The sequence below is a fragment of the Vibrio sp. 1069 genome, assembly GCF_033340555.1.
Map to the genome: position 1 here is coordinate 75,567 of NZ_JAWOWP010000011.1, position 24,731 is coordinate 100,297.

The 24,731-nt window shown below is 45.4% G+C and carries 33 protein-coding genes; 23 read left to right on the plus strand and 10 right to left on the minus strand.

The genetic code is table 11. The annotated features are described in order from the left end of the window. Positions 1–4 precede the first annotated feature (4 nt). The 15 genes from sctD (at position 5) to R7040_RS16550 (ending at position 10,780) form a co-directional block, all read left to right on the plus strand. Positions 5–1,306, plus strand: coding sequence for a type III secretion system inner membrane ring subunit SctD (gene sctD / locus R7040_RS16480; protein ID WP_017821344.1), 1,302 nt, complete (start codon positions 5–7; stop codon positions 1,304–1,306). Further along, on the plus strand, positions 1,293–1,496 hold the full coding sequence (locus R7040_RS16485; RefSeq protein WP_005377198.1) for an EscE/YscE/SsaE family type III secretion system needle protein co-chaperone: 204 nt from the start codon (positions 1,293–1,295) through the stop codon (positions 1,494–1,496). The genes sctD and R7040_RS16485 overlap by 14 nt, the downstream gene beginning before the upstream one ends. Positions 1,497–1,514: 18 nt before the next feature. Continuing rightward, a complete protein-coding gene (gene sctF / locus R7040_RS16490; protein ID WP_005377199.1) occupies positions 1,515–1,763 on the plus strand; it encodes a type III secretion system needle filament subunit SctF in 249 nt (82 codons plus the stop codon). 3 nt (positions 1,764–1,766) lie between these two features. Then, positions 1,767–2,126: a YscG family type III secretion system chaperone gene (locus R7040_RS16495; RefSeq protein ID WP_005377200.1), complete on the plus strand. Its 360-nt coding sequence runs from the start codon at positions 1,767–1,769 to the stop codon at positions 2,124–2,126. Further along, the gene (locus R7040_RS16500) at positions 2,123–2,758 is read left to right on the plus strand and encodes a YopR family T3SS polymerization control protein (RefSeq protein WP_064353988.1); all 636 of its coding nucleotides are present in this window, start codon (positions 2,123–2,125) and stop codon (positions 2,756–2,758) included. Before R7040_RS16495 ends, R7040_RS16500 begins: the two co-directional genes overlap by 4 nt. 8 nt (positions 2,759–2,766) lie before the next feature. After that, positions 2,767–3,111: a type III secretion system inner rod subunit SctI gene (gene sctI / locus R7040_RS16505; RefSeq protein ID WP_005387149.1), complete on the plus strand. Its 345-nt coding sequence runs from the start codon at positions 2,767–2,769 to the stop codon at positions 3,109–3,111. Then, positions 3,111–3,857 carry a type III secretion system inner membrane ring lipoprotein SctJ gene (gene sctJ / locus R7040_RS16510; protein ID WP_086012989.1) on the plus strand — a complete coding sequence of 249 codons (747 nt, stop codon included), beginning with the start codon at positions 3,111–3,113 and terminating at the stop codon, positions 3,855–3,857. Before sctI ends, sctJ begins: the two co-directional genes overlap by 1 nt. Then, the gene (vscK, locus tag R7040_RS16515; RefSeq protein ID WP_054728547.1) at positions 3,850–4,515 is read left to right on the plus strand and encodes a SctK family type III secretion system sorting platform protein VscK; all 666 of its coding nucleotides are present in this window, start codon (positions 3,850–3,852) and stop codon (positions 4,513–4,515) included. Before sctJ ends, vscK begins: the two co-directional genes overlap by 8 nt. Next, on the plus strand, positions 4,494–5,132 hold the full coding sequence (locus R7040_RS16520) for an HrpE/YscL family type III secretion apparatus protein (protein WP_213896123.1): 639 nt from the start codon (positions 4,494–4,496) through the stop codon (positions 5,130–5,132). The genes vscK and R7040_RS16520 overlap by 22 nt, the downstream gene beginning before the upstream one ends. Positions 5,133–5,266: 134 nt before the next feature. Continuing rightward, the gene (locus R7040_RS16525; RefSeq protein ID WP_318096911.1) at positions 5,267–5,746 is read left to right on the plus strand and encodes a type III secretion system chaperone; all 480 of its coding nucleotides are present in this window, start codon (positions 5,267–5,269) and stop codon (positions 5,744–5,746) included. Positions 5,747–5,749: 3 nt separating this feature from the next. Beyond that, positions 5,750–6,913 (plus strand): VopS family T3SS effector adenosine monophosphate-protein transferase, encoded by a 1,164-nt coding sequence (locus R7040_RS16530; protein WP_062730560.1) that lies wholly within the window; start codon positions 5,750–5,752, stop codon positions 6,911–6,913. Positions 6,914–7,168: 255 nt separating this feature from the next. Further along, entirely contained in the window at positions 7,169–7,615 is a 447-nt protein-coding gene (locus tag R7040_RS16535; protein WP_021707758.1) for a type III secretion system chaperone, read from the plus strand. A 10-nt stretch (positions 7,616–7,625) separates the two neighbouring features. Next, on the plus strand, positions 7,626–8,603 hold the full coding sequence (vopR, locus tag R7040_RS16540) for a type III secretion system effector VopR (RefSeq protein ID WP_017821338.1): 978 nt from the start codon (positions 7,626–7,628) through the stop codon (positions 8,601–8,603). Between the two features lie 230 nt (positions 8,604–8,833). Beyond that, positions 8,834–9,292 carry a CesT family type III secretion system chaperone gene (locus R7040_RS16545; RefSeq protein WP_005377211.1) on the plus strand — a complete coding sequence of 153 codons (459 nt, stop codon included), beginning with the start codon at positions 8,834–8,836 and terminating at the stop codon, positions 9,290–9,292. 9 nt (positions 9,293–9,301) lie between these two features. Continuing rightward, entirely contained in the window at positions 9,302–10,780 is a 1,479-nt protein-coding gene (locus R7040_RS16550; RefSeq protein ID WP_017821337.1) for a hypothetical protein, read from the plus strand. Positions 10,781–10,869: 89 nt separating this feature from the next. Here the strand turns inward: R7040_RS16550 and R7040_RS16555 are convergent, their stop codons facing one another. The 10 genes from R7040_RS16555 to vscN form a co-directional block, all read right to left on the minus strand. Further along, positions 10,870–11,772: a DMT family transporter gene (locus R7040_RS16555; RefSeq protein WP_373920823.1), complete on the minus strand. Its 903-nt coding sequence runs from the start codon at positions 11,770–11,772 to the stop codon at positions 10,870–10,872. A 106-nt stretch (positions 11,773–11,878) separates the two neighbouring features. Beyond that, positions 11,879–12,589: a helix-turn-helix domain-containing protein gene (locus R7040_RS16560; protein ID WP_213871878.1), complete on the minus strand. Its 711-nt coding sequence runs from the start codon at positions 12,587–12,589 to the stop codon at positions 11,879–11,881. 102 nt (positions 12,590–12,691) lie between these two features. Further along, on the minus strand, positions 12,692–13,741 hold the full coding sequence (gene vscU, locus R7040_RS16565; protein ID WP_042523790.1) for a SctU family type III secretion system export apparatus subunit VscU: 1,050 nt from the start codon (positions 13,739–13,741) through the stop codon (positions 12,692–12,694). 15 nt (positions 13,742–13,756) lie between these two features. Continuing rightward, positions 13,757–14,542 (minus strand): type III secretion system export apparatus subunit SctT, encoded by a 786-nt coding sequence (gene sctT, locus R7040_RS16570; protein WP_053307011.1) that lies wholly within the window; start codon positions 14,540–14,542, stop codon positions 13,757–13,759. After that, positions 14,539–14,805 (minus strand): SctS family type III secretion system export apparatus subunit VscS, encoded by a 267-nt coding sequence (gene vscS / locus R7040_RS16575; protein WP_005377227.1) that lies wholly within the window; start codon positions 14,803–14,805, stop codon positions 14,539–14,541. The genes sctT and vscS overlap by 4 nt, the downstream gene beginning before the upstream one ends. Before the next feature lie 13 nt (positions 14,806–14,818). Then, on the minus strand, positions 14,819–15,469 hold the full coding sequence (vscR, locus tag R7040_RS16580; RefSeq protein WP_005377232.1) for a SctR family type III secretion system export apparatus subunit VscR: 651 nt from the start codon (positions 15,467–15,469) through the stop codon (positions 14,819–14,821). Next, entirely contained in the window at positions 15,466–16,434 is a 969-nt protein-coding gene (gene vscQ / locus R7040_RS16585) for a SctQ family type III secretion system cytoplasmic ring protein VscQ (RefSeq protein WP_053350340.1), read from the minus strand. The genes vscR and vscQ overlap by 4 nt, the downstream gene beginning before the upstream one ends. Then, positions 16,431–17,642 (minus strand): type III secretion system needle length determinant, encoded by a 1,212-nt coding sequence (locus tag R7040_RS16590; protein WP_053350341.1) that lies wholly within the window; start codon positions 17,640–17,642, stop codon positions 16,431–16,433. Before R7040_RS16590 ends, vscQ begins: the two co-directional genes overlap by 4 nt. 9 nt (positions 17,643–17,651) lie before the next feature. Beyond that, the gene (locus R7040_RS16595) at positions 17,652–18,113 is read right to left on the minus strand and encodes a type III secretion protein (RefSeq protein WP_005377236.1); all 462 of its coding nucleotides are present in this window, start codon (positions 18,111–18,113) and stop codon (positions 17,652–17,654) included. Then, entirely contained in the window at positions 18,110–19,432 is a 1,323-nt protein-coding gene (vscN, locus tag R7040_RS16600) for a SctN family type III secretion system ATPase VscN (RefSeq protein WP_053350377.1), read from the minus strand. Before vscN ends, R7040_RS16595 begins: the two co-directional genes overlap by 4 nt. 185 nt (positions 19,433–19,617) lie before the next feature. Between vscN and sctW the strand changes: the two genes are divergently transcribed. The 8 genes from sctW to R7040_RS16640 are packed head-to-tail and all read left to right on the plus strand — an operon-like array spanning position 19,618 to position 24,726. Next, on the plus strand, positions 19,618–20,511 hold the full coding sequence (sctW, locus tag R7040_RS16605) for a type III secretion system gatekeeper subunit SctW (RefSeq protein ID WP_017821331.1): 894 nt from the start codon (positions 19,618–19,620) through the stop codon (positions 20,509–20,511). Beyond that, the gene (locus R7040_RS16610) at positions 20,492–20,776 is read left to right on the plus strand and encodes a TyeA family type III secretion system gatekeeper subunit (protein ID WP_005377239.1); all 285 of its coding nucleotides are present in this window, start codon (positions 20,492–20,494) and stop codon (positions 20,774–20,776) included. The genes sctW and R7040_RS16610 overlap by 20 nt, the downstream gene beginning before the upstream one ends. Continuing rightward, positions 20,763–21,137, plus strand: a complete 375-nt coding sequence (gene sycN / locus R7040_RS16615) for a type III secretion chaperone SycN (protein WP_137282051.1) — start codon at positions 20,763–20,765, stop codon at positions 21,135–21,137. Before R7040_RS16610 ends, sycN begins: the two co-directional genes overlap by 14 nt. Continuing rightward, positions 21,134–21,511, plus strand: a complete 378-nt coding sequence (gene vscX, locus R7040_RS16620; protein WP_005377246.1) for a type III secretion system protein VscX — start codon at positions 21,134–21,136, stop codon at positions 21,509–21,511. The genes sycN and vscX overlap by 4 nt, the downstream gene beginning before the upstream one ends. A gap of 5 nt (positions 21,512–21,516) precedes the next feature. Beyond that, a complete protein-coding gene (gene vscY / locus R7040_RS16625; protein WP_171343278.1) occupies positions 21,517–21,858 on the plus strand; it encodes a type III secretion system chaperone VscY in 342 nt (113 codons plus the stop codon). Continuing rightward, positions 21,842–23,968: a SctV family type III secretion system export apparatus subunit VcrD gene (gene vcrD / locus R7040_RS16630; RefSeq protein WP_086013853.1), complete on the plus strand. Its 2,127-nt coding sequence runs from the start codon at positions 21,842–21,844 to the stop codon at positions 23,966–23,968. Before vscY ends, vcrD begins: the two co-directional genes overlap by 17 nt. Beyond that, positions 23,968–24,381 (plus strand): LcrR family type III secretion system chaperone, encoded by a 414-nt coding sequence (locus R7040_RS16635; RefSeq protein ID WP_005377252.1) that lies wholly within the window; start codon positions 23,968–23,970, stop codon positions 24,379–24,381. Before vcrD ends, R7040_RS16635 begins: the two co-directional genes overlap by 1 nt. A gap of 60 nt (positions 24,382–24,441) precedes the next feature. Next, positions 24,442–24,726: an LcrG family type III secretion system chaperone gene (locus R7040_RS16640; RefSeq protein WP_005377254.1), complete on the plus strand. Its 285-nt coding sequence runs from the start codon at positions 24,442–24,444 to the stop codon at positions 24,724–24,726. Positions 24,727–24,731 lie beyond the last annotated feature (5 nt).

Below are 24,731 nucleotides of genomic sequence, written 5' to 3' on the forward strand. Positions count from 1 at the left end.
CGCGATGCAGCAATGGAAAATTCGTATTTTATCAGGCGTGCATACCGGAGTAGAAGTCACCTTACCTGAAGGTGCTCTCGTGCTTGGCAGTGACGACTTTATTGCTGATCTTGTACTGTCTGATGCTGGGGTCGAAGCGAACCATTTCACCCTCGTTTGCCAGCAAGACTCGGTCATTTTACGAGGCTGCGAAGAGGCAAATATTAACAGTGAAGACATCGCTGTTGCAGGTGATGGTATCGAGTTGTCACGCCATGCTGTTGTCTCGGTCGGCGTTGTGAAGTTCGCTCTGGGATACGCGGAAGATGCGTTAATTGTGAGTAACGTCAGCGACGAATCTAGCCAACAGAATACACCTGTGGTTGCTGTGCAACGCTCTAGCTGGAAAAAAACAACGCTCATCGCTTTGCTTTGTAGTTTTGTCCCGAGTGTCATTTTTGCCGGTATGTGGTACAGCCAAGCTAACGGAAACAACAATGAAATTGTTACAGAAGCAGAACCCATTGTTTTGGTACGTAACATCTTAGGCGAGCTCAAACTTAGCGACGTTCGTGTGGAATGGAATGCCGCCGCACGCCAAGCAGTCCTAGAGGGTTATGTTGAAGACCGAACACAGAAACTCGATCTGCTTGGTCGAATTGATGTCTTGGGCATCAATTACAAAAGTGACTTAAGAACGATGGAAGAAATCCGTCGCGGGGTTCGATTTATTTTGCGCAACCTCGGCTATCACCAAGTGAAAGTCGAAAATGGCGATGAGACCGGCACACTGCTGCTGACGGGCTATATCGATGATGCAAGCCGCTGGAACCAAGTTGAACAAATCTTGGAGCGAGACGTGCCTGGTCTTGTTGCGTGGAAGGTTGAACTGCAGCGAGCGGGTGCCTACATGGATACGCTAAAAGCGTTATTAACGGATGCGGAGCTACTGAAGAAAGTCCAGTTGGTCACCAGCGGTGATCGCATCGAAGTTCGTGGTGAGCTTGATGATATCGAAACGACTCGATTTTACGGTGTGACCCGAGACTTCCGGGAACAATATGGTGAGAAACCGTACTTAGTTTTGAAATCCATACCTAAGGTGAGTAAAGGCACTAACATCGATTTCCCGTTTCGTAGCGTTAACTTTGGCCAGGTTCCATATGTGATTCTGACCGATAACGTTCGCTATATGGTCGGTGCAAGAACGCCTCAGGGCTACCGAATATCCAGTGTTACACCTGCTGGTATTGAGTTGGTTAAAGGCGGGCGGGTGATAACAATAGAACTTGGATATGAAGGCGAGACGAACAATGACAAATCTTGAACAAATTTTAAATAACGACACAAACGGTGCGGAAGTGCACAAGATTAAGAGCAAGCTCTTAGAAGCACAAGCGGTGGTGAAACGTCAGTTGGATTTAGGGTGCTCACCACAGCAGTACCAATTGCTACTCAAACAGTATGAAGCTTACACAGCCGCCCATGCGGTCGTTGAATCATACGAAGCTAACTAAAAAATACGAGGAAGTCTTATGTCATTTTACGATGCTAGTAACAGTGTAAACCTTGATGATGTTAAAGCTAAGTTAGAACAACAAGCGAAAGATGCCAACACAGAAGTGACGGCAGCCATCAAGAACCTAGAAACCAATGCCGATGATCCATCAAAGCTTGCCGAGCTTCAGCACGCGATCAACAAATGGTCTGTTGTTTACAATATCAATGCGACCACCACTCGTGCGATTAAAGATGTGATGCAGTCGATTCTCCAGAAGGTGTAAAGCATGGAACGAGAAACGCGCCAACTGCTGGCTGAAATCGCGCTGATGGCAACAGGTATGCATCGTCATCAAGAAGCCAACACGATTGCAGATGGCCTTGAAGCAAGCTCAGGTTCTGAAGAGACCGTTGCGATGATTCGTGCAATGAGCCTCATGAATAAAGGCTTGTATGAAGAGGCTCATCAATTACTCGAACCGCTTTGTAACGCCTATCCAGATCTGATCAGCTTAGCGGCTCTTGCTTCTGCCAAAGCCGGTTTACTGAGCAAAGCGGAAAGCTGGGTAGAACTTGCGTCACAAGGAAGCGAAGAAAGCCAAGCATTTGCTGCGAGCTTTTCTCAGGACATTAGGAATCTTGGATGATCATTGATTCAAGTAACCTAAGTCTTCAACACCAATCTTTGCGTCAGTCGGAGTCGCGCCATTATGAGCGGAGCGATGAAGACAAGATGAAAGCACTCATGGAGCGAAGTGACAAGCAAGAGCAAGTTTCACATGTTTCTCCAAAAGAGACGCTAGAGAAAACAGAAGCCAAACTGGCGGATATTAAAGCGTGGTACGAATCATTAAAAGACGCAGAGGTTGTCAGTAAACAAAGTGTCTTATCATCGTTAAGTGAAGCGTTCTCCGACCCTCAAGTTAAACGAGAGGCAATGTGGTACGCCTTTCATGAGGCGAAGAGTGCAAAAGGCAACGAGCAGCCACAATCTGATTTGTTAAAGGTGTTGAAGCAGGAGTTACTAGGGAATTTTTCGGGACAGCTTATTGCCGAACCACCTGCTGATAAAACAGCACTAAAAGCAATGCTAGCGCAGCATTTTCTACTGGGTGCCCAGAAAGAACAAGCCTTATGGCATTGCTGGGCAGAGTTGAAGTCGTTACCTAATATGGCATCAACACTGGACATGGTTCGTGATGAACTTAGCTTCATGATCCAAAAAAATGCGATGGTGAAAAACATCATGACTCACAGTCACAAGTTAGATTTATCTTAGGAGTACATATGATAAACACGCAGTACACCGAGGTGATGCAAACCAACATTGATAAGTTGCAGGATGCGCAAGTCGAAGACGGTTTAAGCGAACGTTTTGAGCAAGCCATGTCGGTTCCCGAGGCAAGTAATGGCCTGGAGGGCGGTTTGCTAGAAAACATCAGCGAGTTGAAAAACACTATCGATAACGCGAAAAGTAACCTGCAAGACAACATGAAGATGGTGGGTGATGATCCGGCGCAATTACTGCAAATGCAGTGGGCGCTGACACGCATTACTTTTCAAGAAGAGCTGATCGCGAAAACCGTGGGTAAAACCACACAAAACGTAGAAACCTTATTGAAGGCACAATAGTGATGATGAATAAAATGAGAGCAGTTTTCATCATGCTCACGTTGTTTCTGGTAGGTTGTCAGACCGAGTTATACACCAACGTTACTCAGAAAGAGGGTAATGAGATGTTGTCGATCTTACTATCCGAAGGTGTCGTTGCAACAAAAGAACCTGACAAAGACAACACCGTCAAGTTAATGGTAGACAGTTCTCAAATCGCCTTCGCGGTAGATGCGCTAAAGCGAAAAGGTTATCCAAGAGAGCAGTTTTCCACACTGAAAGAAGTGTTTCCCAAAGACGATTTGATCTCGTCACCATTAGCAGAACGAGCACGTTTGGTATACGCGAAATCTCAAGAGCTCTCCTCAACCTTATCTCAGATTGATGGCGTGCTAGTGGCACGTGTTCATGTTGTTTTGGAAGATCAAGATCTGCGTCCAGGAGAGCGTCCAACTCCAGCTTCTGCCTCCGTATTTATTAAACACGCGGCAGATATTGCGCTTGATTCATATGTTCCGCAGATCAAATTATTAGTGAACAACAGTATTGAGGGGTTGAACTACGATCGAATCAGCGTAGTGATGGTACCCTCATCAGAGGTTCGAGTTGCTACTCAAAACAATCAATTTAAAAGCATTTTGTCGGTTCAGGTCACCAAAGAGACGGCGAATAATCTTATCGCCATTTTGGTGTTCTTGGTAGCGGCACTCATCGGCTCGAATATCGCTACTTTTACATGGTGTCGTAGGAACACGAAGCGTGGTTAAACCAGAAACACCACTCGCGCAGGTACAACACCAGTTTAACTATGCGCCTTGCCAGTACATCCATAGAAGTTGGATAGAGCAAAAGCAGCCTTGGTTACTAAATATCGAAGGCTGGAGAGATAACCCCATGTTCAACCAATGGTGTATCAATGAGTGGGCGTTATCTCCCGTTCCTGAGACGGCTTTTAACAGACCTTGTCATAGTTTGGCATTGCTCCCGACAGACGCGTTGAATCAACTCGTATTGATGGTGGGTGGAGCTTTGCATTGTGTTGCGATGCGAAGCGTTGTCTTAAAACACCCGAAACAGGTTCTGAACAACGTTTTTGGTTTGGAAGGCGCTCGGTTCTTAATTCAAAACGGGCCGATGCTGTTATCCAGCTGGCCGCAAGGCTGGCAGCGTTCGTTACCAGAACTACTGGATGAAAGGTCTGTTGAAGCAAGCATGAGGGCGCTGGGATATTTTTGGATGAGGTTTATTTTGATTAACTCACCGGAAGATGTTGTTCTTCGTTGGCAATTCAAATTAGAAAAGCAACTTAGCGAAAACGCGGAAACAGCTAACTGGTTGGAAGCGGATCAACGAGATCTGGCGTATCGACTCACAAAAAAAATCGCAAAACAGGTTATTCCTCAATGGTTTCATTTGTTGAAATAAAAACAGACAATTTGCATCTGGCACCTGGCTTAAAGGTGCTGAAAGCGAAAGATTATGCCAGTTATCTGGATTCGCAACACTTAGTTGAAGCCGCGAACTCCAAAGCTGAAAGCATCATTGCTAATGCCCAACAAGCCTACGAAACCGAAAAACAACGTGGTTATCAAGATGGCCTTGCACAAGCCAAGATTGAAAATGCGCAAACGATGGTTGAAACCTTAGCACGTTGTAATGACTACTATCAGCAAGTCGAAGAAAAAATGACAGGTGTGGTGTTAGAAGCAGTACGTAAGATCATCGATACCTTCGATGATGTCGATACCACGGTGAGTGTAGTTCGAGAAGCGTTGCAACTGGTGAGCAACCAAAAGCAGGTCATTTTACATGTCCACCCAGAGCAGGTTGTTGAGGTGAGGGAAAAGGTGGCTGGTGTATTAAGTGATTTCCCTGAAGTCGGTTACGTTGACGTGGTAGCAGATGCGCGCTTGAAAAATGGAGGCTGCATTTTGGAAACAGAAGTTGGGATCATCGACGCCAGTATTGATGGACAGCTGCATGCATTAAAGCAAGCCATGGTGAAGCAGCTCAGCGAGCGTAAAATTACGATTCATGAATAAACCTCAAAAACTCAGCACTTGCTGAGTTTTTTCATTTTAATGCCTTTAAACAAAAAAAATCCGACCATTTCTAAAATATTCACTGCCATAAATCCTTAAGAATACACCTAAGAAAGCTGCTTAGTTGATAAGTGTTGCAACCAAGCAGCGCCTCTAAAACAAAAATAGGATTATTTAGTCGAATGGCTAATGGATTTATAACTTCTTTACTGACAGATTTTGCCAGCCGCTGCCAATTGGAGCCGTTGGTTTTTGATGAAGATGATTGTTGCCATCTACTCGTTGAGCAAAACACAGCAATCACAATTCGTGCACAAGAAGATCGTGTGACGCTTATCGGGCTGATTTCAGGTGATGAACCGAGTGCTGATATTTTGCATCAACATATGAAAGATACCTTAACGCAAGGCTCTCCAACGGTATGCTGGGAGGAAGAGACCGGATATATCGGTTTCATACACCTGCCTCAGCAACTGCTAACTGCATCTTTTTTCGATGAGTCATTTGCGAATTTCATCGAGTGGTTAAAAAGTGCGAATACACAAGAAGTAACCAATAAAACAACCGAAGTACCGGAAACGAATACCACTCATTTTTCCACATTAAGGGTTTAAAACATGATCAGTTTTGGAAGTGTTAGCGCGTTGCAGGCCGCCATGCCGCAAGCTCGTAACGAGATACTTAACGAAGGTAAGCTGAGTATTGGTGGCAAAGAATACCAAATCAACGCAGCGACCCAAGAATTTACTCGCGCCAATCCTACGAATGGTGCAGTAGCGCGATTTTTTGAAGCGACAGGAAAACTGTTTCGCGAAGGTAGCCCACAATCGGTAGCGAAAGCCCTTACAAAAGCCGTATTTGATAATGAGCAAGGACAAGCTCAGCGTTTACAAGCTGCTTCTTCTGTTGAGCATGGACAAATGTTCTTCAAAGATGGAAGCATAAAAACCGCATCAGATGTCTTAAATGCCTTTGCGAAGTTAGACAGTAAATCAGTTCAGTCGAACTCTGCTGAGCTAAACCAGTTAGCAGAGCGAGCGATGACAGAGGCTATGTTAGAAACCGATTCTGGTAAAAACCTCACATCACTGATTGGCGAAAGTGCAGCGAAGTTGCTTGCTGGACGTGTAGTAAAAGACTACGGCGGTGGTGTATCTGCAGCGCAGAAAAACCCGGCAGGTAGCATTAATCAAATGCAAGCGGTGTTTGATATGGAGGTGATGCATCTTAAATCGGCGCAACGTCATATCGAAGGTCTAGCAAGCACCGATCTAAGCCAAGGTGTATACGCTGAAGGACTGGCAGAGGACGCGTTTAACAAAAGTGGCGTAACCAATAATGTTGAAAGAGCTGCGGCGTGGATCATTAATGCTTCTAACTCTAAAGGAAACGATGCCGAAAATATTACGTCTTTACTGAAAGAATACGCGTCTAATGGTAAAGATTTATTGAATATGGAAAACCTAAAAGAGCTACACGCTCGATTGGTGCCTAATGTTGAGCGTGATTACCGAGGGCCAAATATTTCGGGTGGCACTTTGCCTTCAAGTATTGGCGGTGAGGGCATGTTAAAGCAGCACATTGAAGGCTTTTTGAAAGAGAACCCTGTAGAAGATAAAGACTTAGGTAAGCATTTGTTCGCCGGAGTTATCGGGTACCATGGCTTTACCGATGGAAATGGTCGCATGGGTCGCATGCTATACGCGATAGCAGAACTTCGTAACGACTCGTTCAATCCTTTAGCTATGGATGCAGAAAATAGCCTTCACGGTATTAAGTGATTTTTTACTTCTATTTAATTTTTGGAGCGGCGATTGCCGCTCTTTTATTTTCCAGCTTAACCTTAATTTTTCTTCTCAATAAAACGGCTAATAGCAATAAAAATGAGACGTTGAAATAAAGTGTCGGTTTCTATCTCGCCATAAAATCTCTTTTATCCTTATTCGCTTATTTAAATGAGCCGTTATACCCAAGTGGCTTCGCTGCAATAAATATATCGATGTCACTTAGTTATAATAAATTAGACAGGACACAACATGGATACAGGAAAGATTAATATGCTTCTCTCTGAGCTAGGAGAAGTGCTGAACCTTGAGCGCGTGACAGCGTATGACAATCAAATGTGGTCACTGCATTTTGCTGAAAACAACAGTGTCGATGTTCTGCTCGTAGAGGAAAAAGGCGAGTTATTGATTTCCAAAAACCTGCTTATAGAACAAGATGATATTACGCTAGATAAACTTCAAGTTTTACTTGAATACAACTTCTTGTATCGAGAAACAGGTGGTGTGCAGTTTTGTGTGAATCCAACACGCAAAGACGTTGTTCTTCAAGTTGCTATCGCGGCTGGAAGTGAACTCACCAACATTGCTAACTTAATCATTCAGTTGAACGAATTAGTTGATACTTGGGGACAGTTATTTCAAAACAACACGGTTGTAGATTTTAGCCAAACAGACGTACACGCATTTATTCAAGTTTAAGGCATCACACATGGTCAATATTAATACATCGCAAATGCACTCGTTGAGTCAGTTAACGTCACATTTGGCGACACAAAATCAAGCTGACGACAAAGAGGTTCGAGCACACAACGGTAAAGATATTTTTGTTAAAGAGGGCGCACCAAAAAATAAAAGTATCAGCGCGCGTATTAGCCACCAGAATAAAGCGAAAGATATTGTAGTGAACCTGCTTACTAAGCAGGGTATTCCTAAAGATGTTGCGAAGCTGATGCTGAAAAATGTGTTGAACGGTGAAAACAAGTTAACGCTTGGGAGCCTGAAAAATCTTGAGAGATTGTCGTCTGGTCCTAGCTCAAATTGGCCCACTGCACAAACGGCAGCCTCTTCTTCCAAAACCAATAAAGCCTCATCGAGTGTCGCGCTTATCAACGAACATAAAGCCAACCTTCAAAAGCTTGGTGATTTTGCCTGTACGGACTTAAATACGTTCGGTGTTAAGGGGTCACAGTTTTATGAAACAAAAGGAAAGCCACGACTAAAAGAGCTTCACGCGGATCAAGCGCGAATCATGCAAGATCACAGAGCGACGATGTCCGCAAACGGAGTTCAAGCTGCAGCACAAAGAGGAACCGCACCGCAATTAAGCACTCTACAGAACATTGCTAAGGCAGTACAAACCGCGAAAGCCGGCTGCTGTACTACATTTGCCTTTGCTGCCGCCGCTGAGATGATTCAAGGCATGTCAGGAACACCTGAAAGTGAACCCAAAGTAGAAGTGGTTGCGTTTAAAAAGGGTCATTCAGGTACACACCTTTATGTACTGGTTGGTCGACAAGAGGGGAGCGACATAAAAGATCCATCAACGTGGAGTAAGGATGTGAAAATTGTTGACCCTTGGGCGACATCTGCATTCGGTGCACCAATGTTTGGAGATGCACAACGACCACCTGTTTCGAATATGTTCCCGCCAACAGAAGTCATTTTTGATAGCCATAAACTGGGTTAGTCACTCTGCAAAAGAAGTGAGCAAATACACCATGCTAAGCATCTAACCTTTATTGAAAGAGCAGCTCTGAGCTGCTCTTTTTTATTACTCTGGCAACTCGATTTTAGAGCGAGATTTCTGCGGAAAACCTCACAATGAAGGCGAAAAAGTGACAAAAATAAAGCCATTACCGACATCGTTCAATCTGCAATCGTTGTTCAATAGAGTTATTGAAACAAAAGGAAAAAGTTATGAACACGATTCAACAACTGCTCTTGGAGTTTTGCCAACTCAATGAGTTGCCCGAACTGAATTTTGAAGAAAATGAACGTTGTCAGCTACTGGTCGATGATCGCTACATGTTGTATTTCATCGCGACAGATACGGATGATTTGATGTTGTCTGTAACGTTCGGAGGGTTAGAAAAATCCGGTGAACAACGACTAAAAGGTTTAGAGCTTCTTGCTCATGCGAACTATCAAGGAATTGGTAGTGGCAACCTCGCACTTGCTTTGGCTCCAAACGGTCGACAGCTTGTCTTAGCAGGACGTAAACCCGTTGAGCATCTAAATACGACGAACCTTACCGCTTGGTTTCACGAAGTTATTGAACAGGCCGAGCTGTGGCAAGCGCGTTTCGCAATGTTGGATCAAGCGATTCCAACCACCTCTAATCATGAACAAGCTCATGTTCAATCACTTCGTGTGTAGGAGAGAAAAATGGTTAATACAACACAAAAAATCAGCCAAAGCCCAGTACCTGATCTAGAGCAGTTTCGTGCAGTTGCTGCGCAAAAAGATGACCGAGTGATCAGTAAAAGAGGTGAAGTAAAAGAACCTTCCACATTCCACAAAGGTCACAAGTTTGCTTCTATTCACGAAGGCGTATTGAGAAGCAAATACACTAAGTTTTTCCAAGAAAACATCAAAACTCACCTTGATTTAAAGCAAGCGCTACTTAAGCAAGAAAAACCTGAGGTTGCGCTGTTGGCTTACTCCCTAGTGAGTCCTTCAGGCTATCGCGGTGAGCCACTTACTGAGCGTAAAATCTTAGAAGTTGTCAGCCTATTGGATGAAATAAAAGTGAGCAGCGATACGTACCAGCAGCTTAAAAATACGTTTGATGCGATCAGCAAAGATCCGCGTATGCAGGTGAGCTTAGAAGCCCAGTATCCGGGAAAAATGGATGGCTTTGCTGCTGAACTGCTGCAGATGGGCAAAGAAAAGCTAAAAGGTTCTGGTGTTAACGCCGTTATTAACTTGGCATTACCTGGCGTTGGCTTATTGATTTCTACAGGTCGAGAGCTGCACAAAGCGGCCGTAAATGGTGATGCTGAGGCTTACCATCATCAGTTAGAACAAATTTCACAGCTGCCAGGGCGAGATCAACGTCTTTCTATGCCGATGCAGCAAACCTTGGCTCAAGGTCATGCGATACTGTCGGCTGAAGGTGGCATTGGAGCTACATTAGGTATGGCGACGGGGAGCCTGGGCACGTTCGGTGTTAGCTCTGTAGCAACGGTGGGCGTCACACCGATAGCAAAAGAGGCAATCGGTTCTGCGGCAACGACTGCTATCATGAGTGGTGGTGGTTTTGTTGCGAACCAAGCTGGAGCATACGGACTAAATACAGAAGTCAAAGAACAACTCATGCAAGGTGAGATGTCTGGTGTTTTACCAAGGCTTGAAGTTTCTAATGCCAAAGGAGACTTTACCTTTAGTATGCAAGATCCGGCTTCTGTCCGCGCATTAATGGCGTACCTTGGTCCTAAGGAGAATACTGAAATGACTTCTCCTCAAGCGCCTAAAGAGGCACAAGAGATGGAAGCCGCTCGATTAACACTGAAAAAGATGTTGGGTTCAGAACCAAGTGAGCACTTGGTTCCTGACGTAGACTCTATCTTGAAGCTAAGCCCAGAGGATGCACCAAGTAAAACCGAGTCTATTGCTAACGGGGCGTTTAAAAAACTGTTAGGAGAAGATTGGGATTGGCTCATGCCAGCTGTTCGAGCGATTGATAAAGGGGAAGCAAGTAAAATAAACGAAAAGCTAACCTACAAGCTCCCCCTAGATGCAGCAAACGGACGAGTTTATCTTGATAAATGCCCAAACCTGAGTGACGTCCAATTAGATGCGCTAGAAAAACTAGGCTCACCAAGTCAATTGCGATTGATGTACTTGGCAGAAGGCTGGGTGTAATTTCAAATGGTAAAGTAGGGAGTAGGTGCTGCTCCTTACTTTATCTACCGTCAGCGTTCCTTTTTGGGGCTGGCTAATATCGGTTGAATTTAACTTTTCGACTGAAGAAACAAACACACAAGTGTCAACGTTATACCAACCCAACCAATGAAAGAAATTTCTTCCCCAACAATCGCAACTGCTAGTGCTGCTGCGATAACAGGTTCAAATAGCGTGAGTATGCTAGCTCCGCTGGCTGTAACAAACCGTAGCCCAAACCCAAAAGCGACGTAACCTAACCCCATTGGAATCAAGGCCATGTAGAGCATGACCGTCGTATTAGTTGATGATGCAAATAGATTATCGCCCGTGATGAAAAGTGTTGGTAGAAGCAAAACTCCACCAATACCAAAAACACTTCCCATGGCCGTTTGCGATTCAATGCCGTGGTCAATCATAGCCTTTACTCCCCATGAGTAAATGGCGTACGTCAGACCTGCCAATAGGCCAAGTAATACACCCCAATGCTTCATATCCTGATCAAATAAGCTATTTGCGGATGACTCAGAAGCCAGCAACAAGGTAATGCCAATGACCCCGATTGCGAAACTCATCATCCAGCGCTTGGTTATGGTCTGATTTCGGCTAAAGAGGCACTCTAACAAAGCAGAAAAGAAAGGTGCAGTGGAGATAGAAACAACCGTACCAATAGCCACACCGGCGAATCGCATTGATGAATAAAAAGCCAGTGGGTAGGTGGCTAAGGCGATAATACTAACCAGTAACGTTTTCTTCTTATGTACGACTTTTCGAAAATCTCTCTTCAGTGACTTCGCAGACAGACATGCTTGCATAAATCCACCAATACCCATAGAAAATGCGCCAATGGCGAGAGCACTGACATCCGGTGCCAAGCTGGCAGCGGTGCCCGTCGTTCCCCACAGGGTTGAAGCAAAAAGTATGGATAAAGTTCCTAATTGATAGTCGGTGAAATGTTTTTTTAACACTGTAATTTCTACCTAGTGAATGGCTGTTTTAGGGTAGAAAGAATAAAAGAAAGCGATAGAGATTTTTGTGCTGAAAAGACGGAATACTTGTTCCAGAAGACTATTTTAGTGACTATCGGGAAAACTCTCTAGGAGACATACCAAAATGCATTGAAAACCGTCGACTAAACGCGGAAAGGTCACTATAGCCAACTCGTTCAGCTATCAACTGAACTGGAAGGTCTGTATGAGTCAGTAGTGCTTTGGCTTTTTCCATACGTTGTAGTGTAATGTACTTATGGACGCTTACTTTTAATTGCTCTTTAAAAAGCTTTTTAAACTGCGTCGGACTCAAGCAAGCGGCATTCGCTAATGAGGCAATGGTGAGTGGCTGATCAAGCTGCTCGGCGATCACAACCTGTACATCTCGAATACGTGAATCTACGGAGCGAGACCGCTTTTGCTGCTCTAGCAACAGATAGAAGGTTGCAACCATTGAGTTTTCAATTTCATCATTAACCTGATACTCAAGTTGCTTTTCGACAAACTGGATAAAGCTCAGTAGAGGCGGGCTAATCGAAAACACAGCCACACTATTATCCATCAAATGAGTGGGCAAAGTGGTCATATCCGCAACAATAAAGCGTGATGACTCTTCGGCATTAAAACCGTGGGCACAACTTTTGGGGATGACTATGCAGTCGCCAACCGCCACCTTTCCGACATAACTATCCATATCAATATGTATGTTGCCCTGGAGAGGAAGCACCAGTTGATGATAATCACTATGAGTATGTCGGCTCATACGTTTCGTGTAGGAGCGAATGCTTAAGTTAGATTTCATAAAAACAACATACAGTTAAAGAATACCGCATTATAGCGTTGAAAGTATCGAGGTTGAAAGCTGGGCAGTTGTAAGCCCCGATCTTGAATGGGATGTGGTTTGTTAGTCCGCCTCGGACTCTAACGAGGCCAACCAACGAAGCACTTCCGCAGTTGCCTCAATAAGATCGCTTGGGATGTACTGGTCGACGTTGCCGTCGGCGTATAGTGCACGAGCAAGAGGGACTTTTTGCATCACAGGAACGCCTTCTTCTTTAGCGATTGCGACCATACGTTTGGCTACCGCCTCGGTTTCCATCAAAGTGATGACGGGCAGGGGCGTTTCGCCTTTCTTGTAATAAAGGCCAACCGCGATATGTGTTGGGTTTGTAACTAATACATTAGAACGTTTAACGTTTTCGCGTTGATTGGAGGCTTGTAGCTCTTGGTGCAACTGACGACGTTTGCTTTTTATTTCTGGACTGCCTTCCATCTCTTTGTATTCGCGCTTCACTTCGTCCTTGCTCATTTTGAGCTTTTTCGTGTGATCAAACTTCTGGTACGCAAAATCTGCTGCAGCGATGACGATGAAGCCTACCGAAGAGATAATCATTAATTGTTTAATCATGACGCCAGTAATGGTCGGGACACATTCTAGCCCACAAGTTGGAATTTGCATTAAAGCGTTGATGTTACCGCGTAATGTCACCCAGATAATGCAGGAAAGAAGAGAGACTTTAAGGATCGACTTGATAAACTCAATCACACTCTTGAGGGAAAAAATGCGTTTGGCCCCTTCGACGGGATTGATCTTTTTGATGTCGGGTTTAACGGATTCACCACTAAATAGGAAGCCGAACTGCCCCATATTGGAAAAGATGGCGACGAGTGCAGCAACCAGAATAATCGGGGCGAGTAGATAGGCAATTTCTTTTGCGATGGCAATAGCGACATCGACTAGCGCATCTTGGAAACCCTGATAAGCAAGCTTACTTGGTAGTAGAATAAGCGCTGAGATGTGCGACATGTAATAATCGGCGAACGCAAACAGTACAATTATGAGCGCCAAAATTAATGCAGACGATACGATTTCTTGGCTTTTGGCAACCTGACCTTTCTGTCGAGCATCGCGTAACTTTTTTGCGGTGGGTTGCTCTGTTTTTTCTGCACTCATAAAGAATCCTAAGCGTTATTGCCAAATGGTATTGAGTTGTTCTGCGAATCGGGTAATGCCGTAAAACTGTACTTCAAAGTGATCCATCATTATTCCGAGATACACGATCAGTAAAACACTCGCGATGGCACTTTTTATTGGCATGGCAAGGAAAAAAACATTCAATTGCGGTGCAAAACGACTGATAAGCGCCAGACCAAACTCAGCAAGAAACATTGCCAACACTAATGGAGCGGACATCAACACACCAAGCCACATAAGCTGTTCAAATTGCGCGTAGAAGAAGCTCACCCATGCGTCGCTAACGGTTGGGAAAAAGTCCACGATCGGCCAAGATGTATAGCTTTTGAATAACGCATAGATAAAAGTGACAAAGCCCCCGCCAGAGAAGAACAGGGTAATCAACGTTTGGGTCAGTAATACCGCTGTTGGTGTGGATTGTGAGCCTAGCGTTGGGTTAAACATACTTGCCATGGCAGCCCCACGTTGGTTGTCGACCAGAAAACCGGCCGCTTCTATCGCCCAAAAAGGGATAGCAGCAACAAACCCTATCAATAGCCCAATTAATACCTCCTTACCCAAAATCACTATCAGCAAAATGCCGTCGGTTTCTGCAGGCAAGCTTTGCTGATTAATCATCGGAAATATAAACAGCGCGAGTGAGCAAAGTACACCATTTCTCACCATGGTGCCGCCTAGCATTTGCTTGCTCAAAATAGGCAAAAAGATGAAGCATGCCATTAACCGAGGTAACGTCAGGCTGTACAAAAATAAAGCCTGGTGTAAGTCGTGATAACTCATCGTATTTGAGGAATTTTATCCATAGCAAGCGAGGCGAAGGCGTGGAGCTCTGCCCCTAGCCATTGCGTTGTGACGAACAGCGTAATAATGACCGCGATAAGCTTGACCACAAAGCCTAACGTTTGTTCTTGGACCTGAGTTAACGCCTGAATAAGCGACACCAATGTACCAACCAATGCTGCGACTAAAATCGGCGGTAATGACAAGTACAACACTAGGGTTAATGCTTGAGTCGTGAAATGAATGATTTCAGCAGAATGCATACTTTCTCCGTGATTAACCGTAACTCAACACTAAGCCGTGGGTGAGCTTTGTCCAGCCGTCAAGCAAGACAAAAAGCAACAATTTGAAGGGGAGGGAAATCGTCATTGGCGATACCATCATCATCCCCATCGCGAGTAGGATATTCGACACAATTAGGTCAATAGCGATGAACGGTAAGTACAACAGAAAGCCAATTTCAAAAGCGCGAGTAAGCTCGCTGACGGTAAATGCGGGCAGTAAGAGCAATAAGCTGTCCGACTCTAAACGGTCTACGTACTTCTGTGGCCACAATGTGCGTGCAGCATCAGTGAAGAATATGGCTTCGGTTTCCCGAATATGCTTTTTCAAAAATTCTCGATAAGGCTGTAAACCGCTTTCAATGAGGCCTTCTACACTTGCAGAATCTTCAAGGGAGATATCATGCTGCTTTACGTAGTCGTAGGTTTCAAACCCGACGGGAGCCATGATGAAAATTGACAGAATGATAGCCAATCCGTAAAGCGCCATATTCGGCGGAATTTGCTGTACACCGAGAGCGTTACGCAGCAGTGAGAATACAACGGCGAGTTTCACAAATGACGTCGCCATCATGGCGATAAATGGGATCAGTGCCAGCAGTGCTAAGCTGACAATGAGATTGAGCTCGTCGGGTAACTGGATCATGCTGGCTCCTGCGTGCCACCGAACAGCTCCAGTACGCGCACACCTAAATGTTCGTTAACATTAACCAGTTCACACTCACCAATGATTTTGCCGTTGGCACGCAATGTTACCGGCTTAGATACAGGCTGGTTTAGCTCGAATACGTACCCTGGCTGAAGCTGGTTAAGCTGCTCTAGCGTGATGGTTTGATGGCCGATATCAAACGTGAGTTCCACAGGCAGTTGCTGGTGGTCGGTTAACATTTCTGAAGTGTTTACGTCATTCATATTGGTTTCTTTTTCAATAATGTGAAGAGTTTGGTCATCTAGCTGGCAGCGCCAGAGATTCTGGTTAGATACTTGAAAAATGGCTTGTTGCTTGGCGATGTAACCATCGTCAAAAAAGATGACATCTCCCAGCTCGAGCGAATTAAATTCGCTTAACGTCAAATGGGTCCTTCCAAGACTTAACCACACAGGTAAAGCGAGGTGTCGAGCTTGTAGAGCAGCGCTGTTTGGTAGCGCATCCAACAACACGTCTGATCCTTCGCTAACCCACAAACAAAGAGAGCCGTTAGGCTTATTGAGGGTTAACATTAAAGTATGCTCTTGGGCCTGGCTCGCCTCTAACGGCTGTAGTTGACTAAGAATGGGTAACTGACCAAATAGCGCTTTGATTGCCTCACTATGCGGTTCTATCTGTGAGCTCAAAAGTGCTAACTGGAGGGAGTTAGGCAGGGACTCAAACGCAGTAGCATTTAAGGTCGATTTCAGCCAATGTTGGAGCTGCGGACGAGAAAAGTCTACTTGTAGGGTTTGCCCTCCAATCAACGTGGTTAAACGGAACCCTTCAAATGAAGGGATTTGAGCAACAGTAATCGATACGCTCTGACCATCAGTCCCTTGGAAGTGGCACTGTTTTGCACAAAGTTGATTGCTGAGCGCGATACTTTCTGCATCCACTTTGGGTATTATTAACGGTGTCATAGGTCATTCTCCGCTTGCCATTCTTCATACACGCTGCGTTGTTGGCGTGAGTGTTGTTGTTCATGTTGTTGTTGATCGAGCTGTTGAGTTTGTTCGCTGATCGCTAAGCGAAGTGGCTGCTCACCACCGAATCGGTTTAGCCGTTCAGCAAGATCTTGTCTAGCTTGCTGGCTAATAATGGAAAGGGCATGCTCTTGTCGAATCGTCACGCTATACCCTTGAGCGTCCAACTTGATGTGGATTTCACCACCTTTTAATTGTCCTTCACTTAGAAACAGCCGAACCTCTTTGTTGTCCGATGCGGTTGGCAGAGCAACATAGATTTTGTCCACCAATTGCTGGAGTAATTGGTTTACGTCTCGCGTTGGGCTTGGTTGAGCCTGCGAAGCAACACTTTTTAGGATGACATCGCCTTGTGTTACCGCACTTGCAAAGGGTTGAGAAGGCACTTTTTCTTCATCCGTTTTAACGGCGACTAGTGCGCTTTTCGTCACGATTTTTTCAAGAGGCTTGGTTTCAGGCAGGCCACCAGTTTGGTCTAGTCGTTTGCCTGTATTCTGTAGCGACGGAGTTGCACGCTTATTGTGCGTTTTTTCAGTTTGCTTTTTCGTTAAGCCAACAATGTTAATCCCATATTGAGCGAGCTCTGTCTCTGTCGCACTTTGGGGAAGCAAGCCAGATTCAAGCGTAGAGAGACAATCCGGCGAGGTATGTTTATCCATCGGCGTCGGTTTATCATCTTTCAAATGAGCTTGAGCTTGAAAGTGAGGATCAACACGCTCGGTAGAAGGGGAGCTTAGAACTGTGTTGCCATCGCTTTTTCCATCATTTTTAAGCAATTTATTGTTTTCGCTAATTATTTCTTCGCTATTTGCTGCGTCGTCTTGCGGTTTCTCTATATCTCTCTTAGTGACGACGTCACTTTTACCTTTTAAAGTGGAGGTGTTTTTGTCAGCGTTGGCTTCTTGGTTCGATGAGTTAGGTTTCTTATCTAGACCTTGAGATGTCTTATGCCTTAGCGGTATGTCTTCTTCGCCAGTATGATTTTTTTGGGGATTCGCAACGATAGACTCCTTTCCCTTGCTAGGCTTCTTCGTCATTGCATGCTCGAATTGTGATTGAAGCTCGGCCTCCTTCTCGAGAGGCACTTGTTCCGGCGTTGATTTGTGCAGCGTATTCGATGTTTCAGTAGTTGGGGTAATGCGCATAGTGAACCTTTAGATAATGTCGACAGTGCGAAACTCTTCCTGTTCGAGTTCTTCTTGGTATTGCCTTTCTCGCGATTTTTCCGCGACTTCTTGTTGCTGCAACTGAACGAATTTTTCTTTGGTTTTATGGGCTTGTCGCGCCTCTTTTTGCTTTTCTTTAAGTGCCGAGCGTTCGATTTCAAGCGCTTTTTTTGACTCGGCCACACGTTGTTTAAGTTCGGCTTCTCTCTCTCTTAACAACGCGATTTCTTGTCTTAATGTTTCCAGCTCTTTAAGAACGAGCGTTTGTTGTTTTGCTTTAGCAAAACGTCGCTCTTCTTCTTCCTGGCGCCAAACGTGATAGTCCGCGACAGAACGTTCGGCCTTTTGAACCTGTGCTGCGGCGTTTGACACTCGGTATTCTTGACGCTTGACGGCTTTATCCGCACGGTCAGCGCGAATTTTTTTGATTTCTAATAAGCGTTCTATCATTGTTTCGCCATCCCTTTAAGTTGAGCGATAGCGCCATCAAGATCGCTTGGTTCATGAGTGCCTTGGCGTAAAAAGGCGCGTATATCATCACTTTGTGCAATGGCCATATCCGCTCGGCTATCTGCGCCATGTTGGTATTCGCCAATTTTGATTAGCAGTTCAACTTCTTCATACTTAGCTAACATTTCGCGAATATGAGCAGCAGACGCCTGATGATCGGATTCAACGATTTGATTCATCACTCGGCTTGCTGACCGAAGTACATCAATCGCAGGGTAATGGTTCATTGCGGCAAGTTTACGCGAGAGAATGATGTGCCCATCTAAAATGGAGCGAGTTTCATCCGCGACAGGCTCTGTCATGTCGTCACCTTCCACCAACACGGTGTACAGTGCTGTAATTGATCCTTTGTCTGATTGTCCAGCTCGTTCCATCAGCTTTGGCAAAGCGGCAAAAACGGAAGGCGGATAGCCACGTCGTGTTGGTGGCTCGCCTGCGGCTAGTCCAATCTCCCTCTGTGCGCGGGCGAAACGCGTCACCGAATCCATCAGCAGTAGCACGCGTTTACCTTGGTCACGAAAATATTCTGCGATAGAAGTGGCAACAAAGGCGGCTTTGGCGCGCTCCATTGCTGGGCGATCAGAGGTAGCGACCACTAAAACCGATTTGGCCATTCCTTCTTCGCCTAGGTCATGCTCAATAAACTCGCGCACTTCGCGTCCGCGTTCACCAATTAAGGCGAGAACGGTCACGTCAACTTCTGCGGAGCGAATCAGTTTTGCCAGTAGGGTACTTTTACCCCCGCCAGCCGCTGCAAAAATACCCATGCGCTGACCTTCACCACAGGTCAGTAGCCCATCAATGGATCGAACGCCAAGAGAGATTGGCTTTTCAATCAGTTTACGTTGCATTGGTGGTGGCGCATCGCGATAAACAGGATACCAAGCACTTGGTTCCTGACTTTGCGTACCATCGAAAGGACGCCCAAGCCCGTCAAGCGTTGTACCTAACAGGTGGTCGCCAACACCCACTTCGTGCATTTTGTCCATTGGGCTTACTTCTGTATTTGAGGAAATCCCAAACATATTTCCTAACGGGGTGAGCAGAGCGTGATGCTGCTGGAAGCCAACCACTTCCGCTAACAAAGACAGAGTTTGATCGGGATTACGCAACTCACACAGTTCACCTACACGAACGCCAGGGACGACAGCTTTGATAATGGTGCCGGTGACTTGTGTAACGCGCCCGCGAATTTGGATCAAACGCGTGTGTTTAATCGCAGATTGTTGGATATCAGTGATGTATGAGAAATCGTTCAAGGTAAAAATATGCGCAATGATTGATGCTGAGAGGATAGAAAGTATAAGAATCAATTTATAGTGAATATCAGTCGGGAGTTTTTAGAAAACTGAAAGCGCACTAAAAAAACACGTCTGATTTTGACAGCTTCAACAAAGCGCACTTCCTATAATTCGCCTGTATTGTGCGGAAGGAGTGCAAGTGAATGAGTATTATCAACAATCATATCGCAACAAATCCAAAGTTTGATGCGTCTATCCAAAACGGGTTGGAATCGTCTCGCCCCGACGTTTCACAAAAAGGCAATTATCGCGGTGAAACCGTCCGTGTTCACAATGCCACACAATCACTTTTTGATGCGATGGAAGAACTCACTTCACTCGGTTCCGAAAAAGCAGAGAAAGATCTGACTAAGCGCAAAGTGAAAGACAGTGGTGTTCGAGTTAATGAAGCACATGAACTCGTTTCGGACTACTTAAGAAAAGTCCCTGATCTTGAAAAGAATCAAAAGATCAAAGATTTGGCTACAAAAATGGCGGGAGGAAATATCTCGACCATCGCGCAATTACAAGCCTACTTGAATGGGTTTTCCGAGGAGAAAAGCCATCAATACCTTGCGCTAAAAGCCGTTAAAAAGTTTTTGAGTGCGAGTCCAGAAAGTAAACACCTACTAGCGCTGATTGACCAAGCACTTCTAAGAATCGAGCAAAACCCAGATACATGGTCTCAAATTGATACGGAAATCCGTGTCTCAAATTTTGCTGATGAATATAGCCAAGAGCAAGAGTTTAGCTCTTTGCATCAGCTGCGCGGCTTCTACCGCGATACCGTTCATAGTTATCAAGGGCTCGGCGCTGCTTATCAAGATGTGGTGGCGCGCTTTGGTGAGCAGGAGGTATCGACCGCTGTTGACTTTATGCTGCAAGGCATGAGTGCAGATCTTAGTGTTCAAGGTAGCAGTATCGATTCGGTTAAGTTGCAGTGGTTGATGTCCGATATGCAAAAACTCAAAACTCTAAATACGTTGCAAGATCGTGTGAGTCAGCTGTTCCAAATGTTTAAACCGGAAAGGACGAATTATGGCTTATCAAGTTTCTAATTTGATGGCTGATGTGATTGCGTTGGTAGAGCAGCGATGGGTAAGCAGTGATGAGATATGGAAAGTCGCCAACGCAATGGAATTGACGGCGGTAGAACAAAAAATCGATTTTTTTCGAGAGTTCCATAAGTTAGTTCGCGCAATCCCAATTGACGTATTCGCCGATGAAGAACAACGACAGAATTTAATCCAAGCGGTACAAAAGGCGCTAGACGAAGCCATTGATATAGAAGAAGAGGAAGCGTGGGAAGATGAGTTGGATTGATGCATCCGTCGATGAATTTTGCCGAGGAATGGGGCTCGATGCCGTCGATTTCTCATCAGCTGGACGGGTGCAGCTGGATTTTGAGCAAAGTGGTACGCTGCATATTGAGCGACAGGGTGAGCAGTTATTCTTGATGTTGTCTCGAGCGTTATCTTGGCATCAAACCAGTGACATGATTCAAAGTGCACTGTGTTTGTGTCATGCCGATCAAGGCTGGCCTTTCGAAATTAAAACCGGCTTGTTAGATGAACAAACTCTGGTTTTTTCAGCAAGGCTAAATGGAGAAGAAGTAACACTTCCGACCTTAGAGCAAGCGTTTACGCTTTTGGCTCGTCTACATAACGATGTGGCAGGCTCATGACTCGAGTCAGCACTTTAAACGTAGGCATCGAAGCCTTTACGCATGTTACTCATAGTGAAGTTAAGGCCGATTTCCCAGAGCGATTTCAATTGCTTCCTGATGGTCAGGCGGTCGCTACACATTTAGAGAAGCTCTATGACCTCCGGCCTTCAGACCAATATCTCATCGCGTTAACTAAGCCCAAGCTGCTGCACTCAGAGTTGTTGCGTCCAGAAAAATACCGTCAACAATTTGATGAAACGTTAGCTCAGCTGCAAGTTCTTGCACAGGATTCAGGCTCCGCTTCTTTTATCAAAGCATCTGAAACGCTACAAAGTACACAACTTGATCAGCGTTACCTCACTATGGCGCTCAATCTCCTTATCCAGGTCTAACCAACATGTTGAGATCCAAAGACATTGAACTCTTACTTGTTCACGCTGCGCTACAAGTTCAATACCAAAAGCCAGAGCATGCCATTTCTATTCTCGATGCGGTTCTAGAAGTAGAACCGCAGCACAAAGAGGCGATGCAAACACTTGCTGTGGCGTGTTTACAAAGTGGTCGATATACCCGGGCGATTGAGGTGTGTGAGCACTTATTAAAATCCGACCTTCATCCTGACTCGGCAGGACTCTGGTTTTGTTTAAGCCAAGCGCGTTGGAAACAAAATGACGTCGATGGCGCCCGTCAAGCGCACCGACGCTATCTGCAATCTTTAAATAGTGAATCACATGAATAAGTTGATCGATATTCTAAACAAAGTAGGGCAACGCAAAGACATCATGCTTGCGGTGATGTTACTCGCGATCGTCTTTATGATGATATTGCCACTTCCTACCGCACTGGTGGATGTGCTGATTGGCACCAACATGAGCATTGCGGTGGTGCTGCTTATGTTAGCGATTTACATCACCACGCCACTTGAGTTCTCTGCATTTCCTGCGGTGCTATTGATCACGACATTGTTTCGTCTGTCTTTATCTATCACGACAACCCGCTTGATCTTGCTACAAGGCGATGCTGGTCAAATCGTTTATACATTCGGTAACTTCGTTGTGGGCGGTAACTTAGTGGTCGGTATCGTTGTGTTCCTGATCATTACCATTGTTCAGTTTATGGTGATCACCAAAGGCTCAGAAAGGGTAGCAGAAGTTAGTGCGCGCTTCTCACTCGATGCGATGCCTGGTAAGCAGATGAGTATTGACGGTGACATGCGTGCCGGAGTAATTGACGTACACGAAGCTAGGCACCGACGATCACTGATTGAAAAAGAAAGCCAAATGTATGGCTCGATGGATGGCGCGATGAAGTTCGTTAAAGGCGACTCCATTGCGGGTCTGGTCATCATTGTGGTCAACATCTTAGGTGGCGTCACGATCGGGGTAACGCAAAAAGGCATGAGTGCTTCTGAAGCACTTGAATTGTTTGCGATTTTGACCGTTGGCGATGGTTTGGTATCGCAGATCCCGGCACTCTTTATCGCGATTACCGCCGGTATTATCGTGACGCGTGTTTCTCATGAAGATTCTTCTGATCTTGGGTCGGACATTGGTGGGCAGGTCATTGCTCAGCCACGTGCGCTTCTTATTGGTGGTGTGCTTTTGGTGCTGTTCGCACTCATCCCTGGGTTTCCAAAAATCACTTTTCTGGTCTTGGCCGCCGTGGTTGGTGGTGGTGGTTTCTTCCTTTTCTATCAACAGAAAAAACAAGCTGAATCAGATAGCACCGACTTATCAAGCTTTGTTTCGCAAGGGGCCGGTTCGCCAGCAGCGAAGCCAAACAAACCTACGCCTTCTAGAAACAGTAAAGGCAAATTAGGTGAGCAAGAAGAGTTTGCCATGACGGTCCCACTCTTGATCGATCTTGACGCGAGCCTTCAGGAAAGCTTGGAAGCGGTCGCATTAAATGAAGAGCTAGCAAGGGTTAGACGCGCACTATATCTCGACCTAGGCGTGCCTTTCCCAGGCATCCACCTGCGCTTTAACGAGGGGATGCAAAATGGCGAGTACTTAATTCAGTTACAAGAAGTCCCGGTTGCACGAGGACGAATTGTTAAAGATCAACTCTTGGTGACAGAAGGGAATGAACAGATCGATTTATTAGGCGTGCCTTATGAGCAAGATGAAGATTTTCTACCCGGTATTTCTAGCATTTGGGTGGCACAGAGTTATGAGCAAAAACTCGTAGCCAGTCATGTCGGTTTTCTCACACCCGACAGGATTTTAACGTACCACTTGTCTCATGTTCTTAAGGAGTACGCACAAGACTTTATTGGTATTCAGGAGACGCGTTATCTGTTGGAGCAGATGGAAGGCAGTTATTCGGAGCTAGTCAAAGAGGCCCAGCGTATTGTTCCGTTGCAAAAAATGACGGAAATCTTGCAACGCTTGGTTTCTGAAGACATTTCTATCCGAAACCTTCGCGTGATCTTGGAAGCGATGGTTGAGTGGGGCCAAAAAGAGAAAGATGTTGTACAGCTGACGGAGTACATTCGTTCCAGCTTAAAACGTTACATTTGCTACAAATACGCGAGCGGACAAAACATGTTGCCCGCTTACTTATTGGATCAAAATCTCGAAGACACAATACGCAGCGGTATTCGTCAAACCTCAGCAGGGAGTTACTTGGCGTTAGACCCGTCAGTAACGCAACAATTTGTCAGTGATGTGAAACAGACCATTGGTGACTTAAGCCGCATGCCGAATAAACCTGTGCTAGTTGTGTCTATGGATGTACGCCGATATGTGCGAAAGCTTATTGAATCGGAATACTACGATCTGCCCGTTTTGTCATTTCAAGAACTAACCCAGCAAATCAATATTCAGCCACTTGGAAGGGTGGGGATGTAATGAAAACAAAACTAATACTCTCGCTGGCGCAAGCGGGGATCGAAGTGACGCCATACTTTTGGCAACAAAGTGAAATTCAACTTGGTTATCGAATTGAAGTTGAGGGCTTAGAGCTCGTTTTTCGGGTGGAGGACGGTGAAATCATCATCGTTCTTCTGAAACGCGTTCGTCCAAAATTGGGGTTGAGTAACCCCTTTGCCGGCTTATTTCTCTTGGCTGAACATGCCATTCAACTTTATCCCTCCGATTGGGTCATTCGCGGCAACGTCGATGTGTTACGTGGTAGCAACATGAGCAGCCAGCGATTGGCACAGTTCTATCTAAAAGCATGCGGTGCAAGCCATGATGAGCTAGAAGACTGGTACTGTTTACGCCTAGCAGATTATAGACCTTTGAAAAAGTTGAAAAAGTAAAAACTCACGACTGTTACTGACAGCACCGATGAGATGACCCGCTTTAAGATAGGAATCAAGATGAAGCAACCGTTTACCGATGCGATTGAGAACGCTGAGCTTGCCATTAGAAAAGCTGAAGACAGAACCGATATTTTTAACGAGCTATTGGAAGGCTTAGGTGTTGGTCCTGTTGCGGGGGATGTTTTACTTGGCGGCATAAAAGCGCCAGTAGATACCATGAAACGTGCAGAGCAAGAGCTAATAGACGAAGTCCAGCGCCGCCGGCAGCAACAAACTCAGCTACAAGGTACGTCAGGTAAACGCAGAAAGCGTCCCACAGTGATGCGCGGCATGATGATTTAGAGGTT

What these genes read in the sequence shown, in the direction of transcription:
- sctD (WP_017821344.1), top strand. Translation starts at nt 5, where the DNA reads ATGCAGCAATGGAAAATTCGTATTTTATCAGGCGTGCATACCGGAGTA.
- R7040_RS16485 (WP_005377198.1), top strand. Translation starts at nt 1,293, where the DNA reads ATGACAAATCTTGAACAAATTTTAAATAACGACACAAACGGTGCGGAA.
- sctF (WP_005377199.1), top strand. Translation starts at nt 1,515, where the DNA reads ATGTCATTTTACGATGCTAGTAACAGTGTAAACCTTGATGATGTTAAA.
- R7040_RS16495 (WP_005377200.1), top strand. Translation starts at nt 1,767, where the DNA reads ATGGAACGAGAAACGCGCCAACTGCTGGCTGAAATCGCGCTGATGGCA.
- R7040_RS16500 (WP_064353988.1), top strand. Translation starts at nt 2,123, where the DNA reads ATGATCATTGATTCAAGTAACCTAAGTCTTCAACACCAATCTTTGCGT.
- sctI (WP_005387149.1), top strand. Translation starts at nt 2,767, where the DNA reads ATGATAAACACGCAGTACACCGAGGTGATGCAAACCAACATTGATAAG.
- R7040_RS16520 (WP_213896123.1), top strand. Translation starts at nt 4,494, where the DNA reads ATGGTTTCATTTGTTGAAATAAAAACAGACAATTTGCATCTGGCACCT.
- R7040_RS16530 (WP_062730560.1), top strand. Translation starts at nt 5,750, where the DNA reads ATGATCAGTTTTGGAAGTGTTAGCGCGTTGCAGGCCGCCATGCCGCAA.
- R7040_RS16535 (WP_021707758.1), top strand. Translation starts at nt 7,169, where the DNA reads ATGGATACAGGAAAGATTAATATGCTTCTCTCTGAGCTAGGAGAAGTG.
- vopR (WP_017821338.1), top strand. Translation starts at nt 7,626, where the DNA reads ATGGTCAATATTAATACATCGCAAATGCACTCGTTGAGTCAGTTAACG.
- R7040_RS16545 (WP_005377211.1), top strand. Translation starts at nt 8,834, where the DNA reads ATGAACACGATTCAACAACTGCTCTTGGAGTTTTGCCAACTCAATGAG.
- R7040_RS16550 (WP_017821337.1), top strand. Translation starts at nt 9,302, where the DNA reads ATGGTTAATACAACACAAAAAATCAGCCAAAGCCCAGTACCTGATCTA.
- R7040_RS16560 (WP_213871878.1), bottom strand. Translation starts at nt 12,589, where the DNA reads ATGAAATCTAACTTAAGCATTCGCTCCTACACGAAACGTATGAGCCGA.
- vscU (WP_042523790.1), bottom strand. Translation starts at nt 13,741, where the DNA reads ATGAGTGCAGAAAAAACAGAGCAACCCACCGCAAAAAAGTTACGCGAT.
- sctT (WP_053307011.1), bottom strand. Translation starts at nt 14,542, where the DNA reads ATGAGTTATCACGACTTACACCAGGCTTTATTTTTGTACAGCCTGACG.
- vscS (WP_005377227.1), bottom strand. Translation starts at nt 14,805, where the DNA reads ATGCATTCTGCTGAAATCATTCATTTCACGACTCAAGCATTAACCCTA.
- vscR (WP_005377232.1), bottom strand. Translation starts at nt 15,469, where the DNA reads ATGATCCAGTTACCCGACGAGCTCAATCTCATTGTCAGCTTAGCACTG.
- vscQ (WP_053350340.1), bottom strand. Translation starts at nt 16,434, where the DNA reads ATGACACCGTTAATAATACCCAAAGTGGATGCAGAAAGTATCGCGCTC.
- R7040_RS16590 (WP_053350341.1), bottom strand. Translation starts at nt 17,642, where the DNA reads ATGCGCATTACCCCAACTACTGAAACATCGAATACGCTGCACAAATCA.
- R7040_RS16595 (WP_005377236.1), bottom strand. Translation starts at nt 18,113, where the DNA reads ATGATAGAACGCTTATTAGAAATCAAAAAAATTCGCGCTGACCGTGCG.
- sctW (WP_017821331.1), top strand. Translation starts at nt 19,618, where the DNA reads ATGAGTATTATCAACAATCATATCGCAACAAATCCAAAGTTTGATGCG.
- R7040_RS16610 (WP_005377239.1), top strand. Translation starts at nt 20,492, where the DNA reads ATGGCTTATCAAGTTTCTAATTTGATGGCTGATGTGATTGCGTTGGTA.
- sycN (WP_137282051.1), top strand. Translation starts at nt 20,763, where the DNA reads ATGAGTTGGATTGATGCATCCGTCGATGAATTTTGCCGAGGAATGGGG.
- vscX (WP_005377246.1), top strand. Translation starts at nt 21,134, where the DNA reads ATGACTCGAGTCAGCACTTTAAACGTAGGCATCGAAGCCTTTACGCAT.
- vscY (WP_171343278.1), top strand. Translation starts at nt 21,517, where the DNA reads ATGTTGAGATCCAAAGACATTGAACTCTTACTTGTTCACGCTGCGCTA.
- R7040_RS16635 (WP_005377252.1), top strand. Translation starts at nt 23,968, where the DNA reads ATGAAAACAAAACTAATACTCTCGCTGGCGCAAGCGGGGATCGAAGTG.
- R7040_RS16640 (WP_005377254.1), top strand. Translation starts at nt 24,442, where the DNA reads ATGAAGCAACCGTTTACCGATGCGATTGAGAACGCTGAGCTTGCCATT.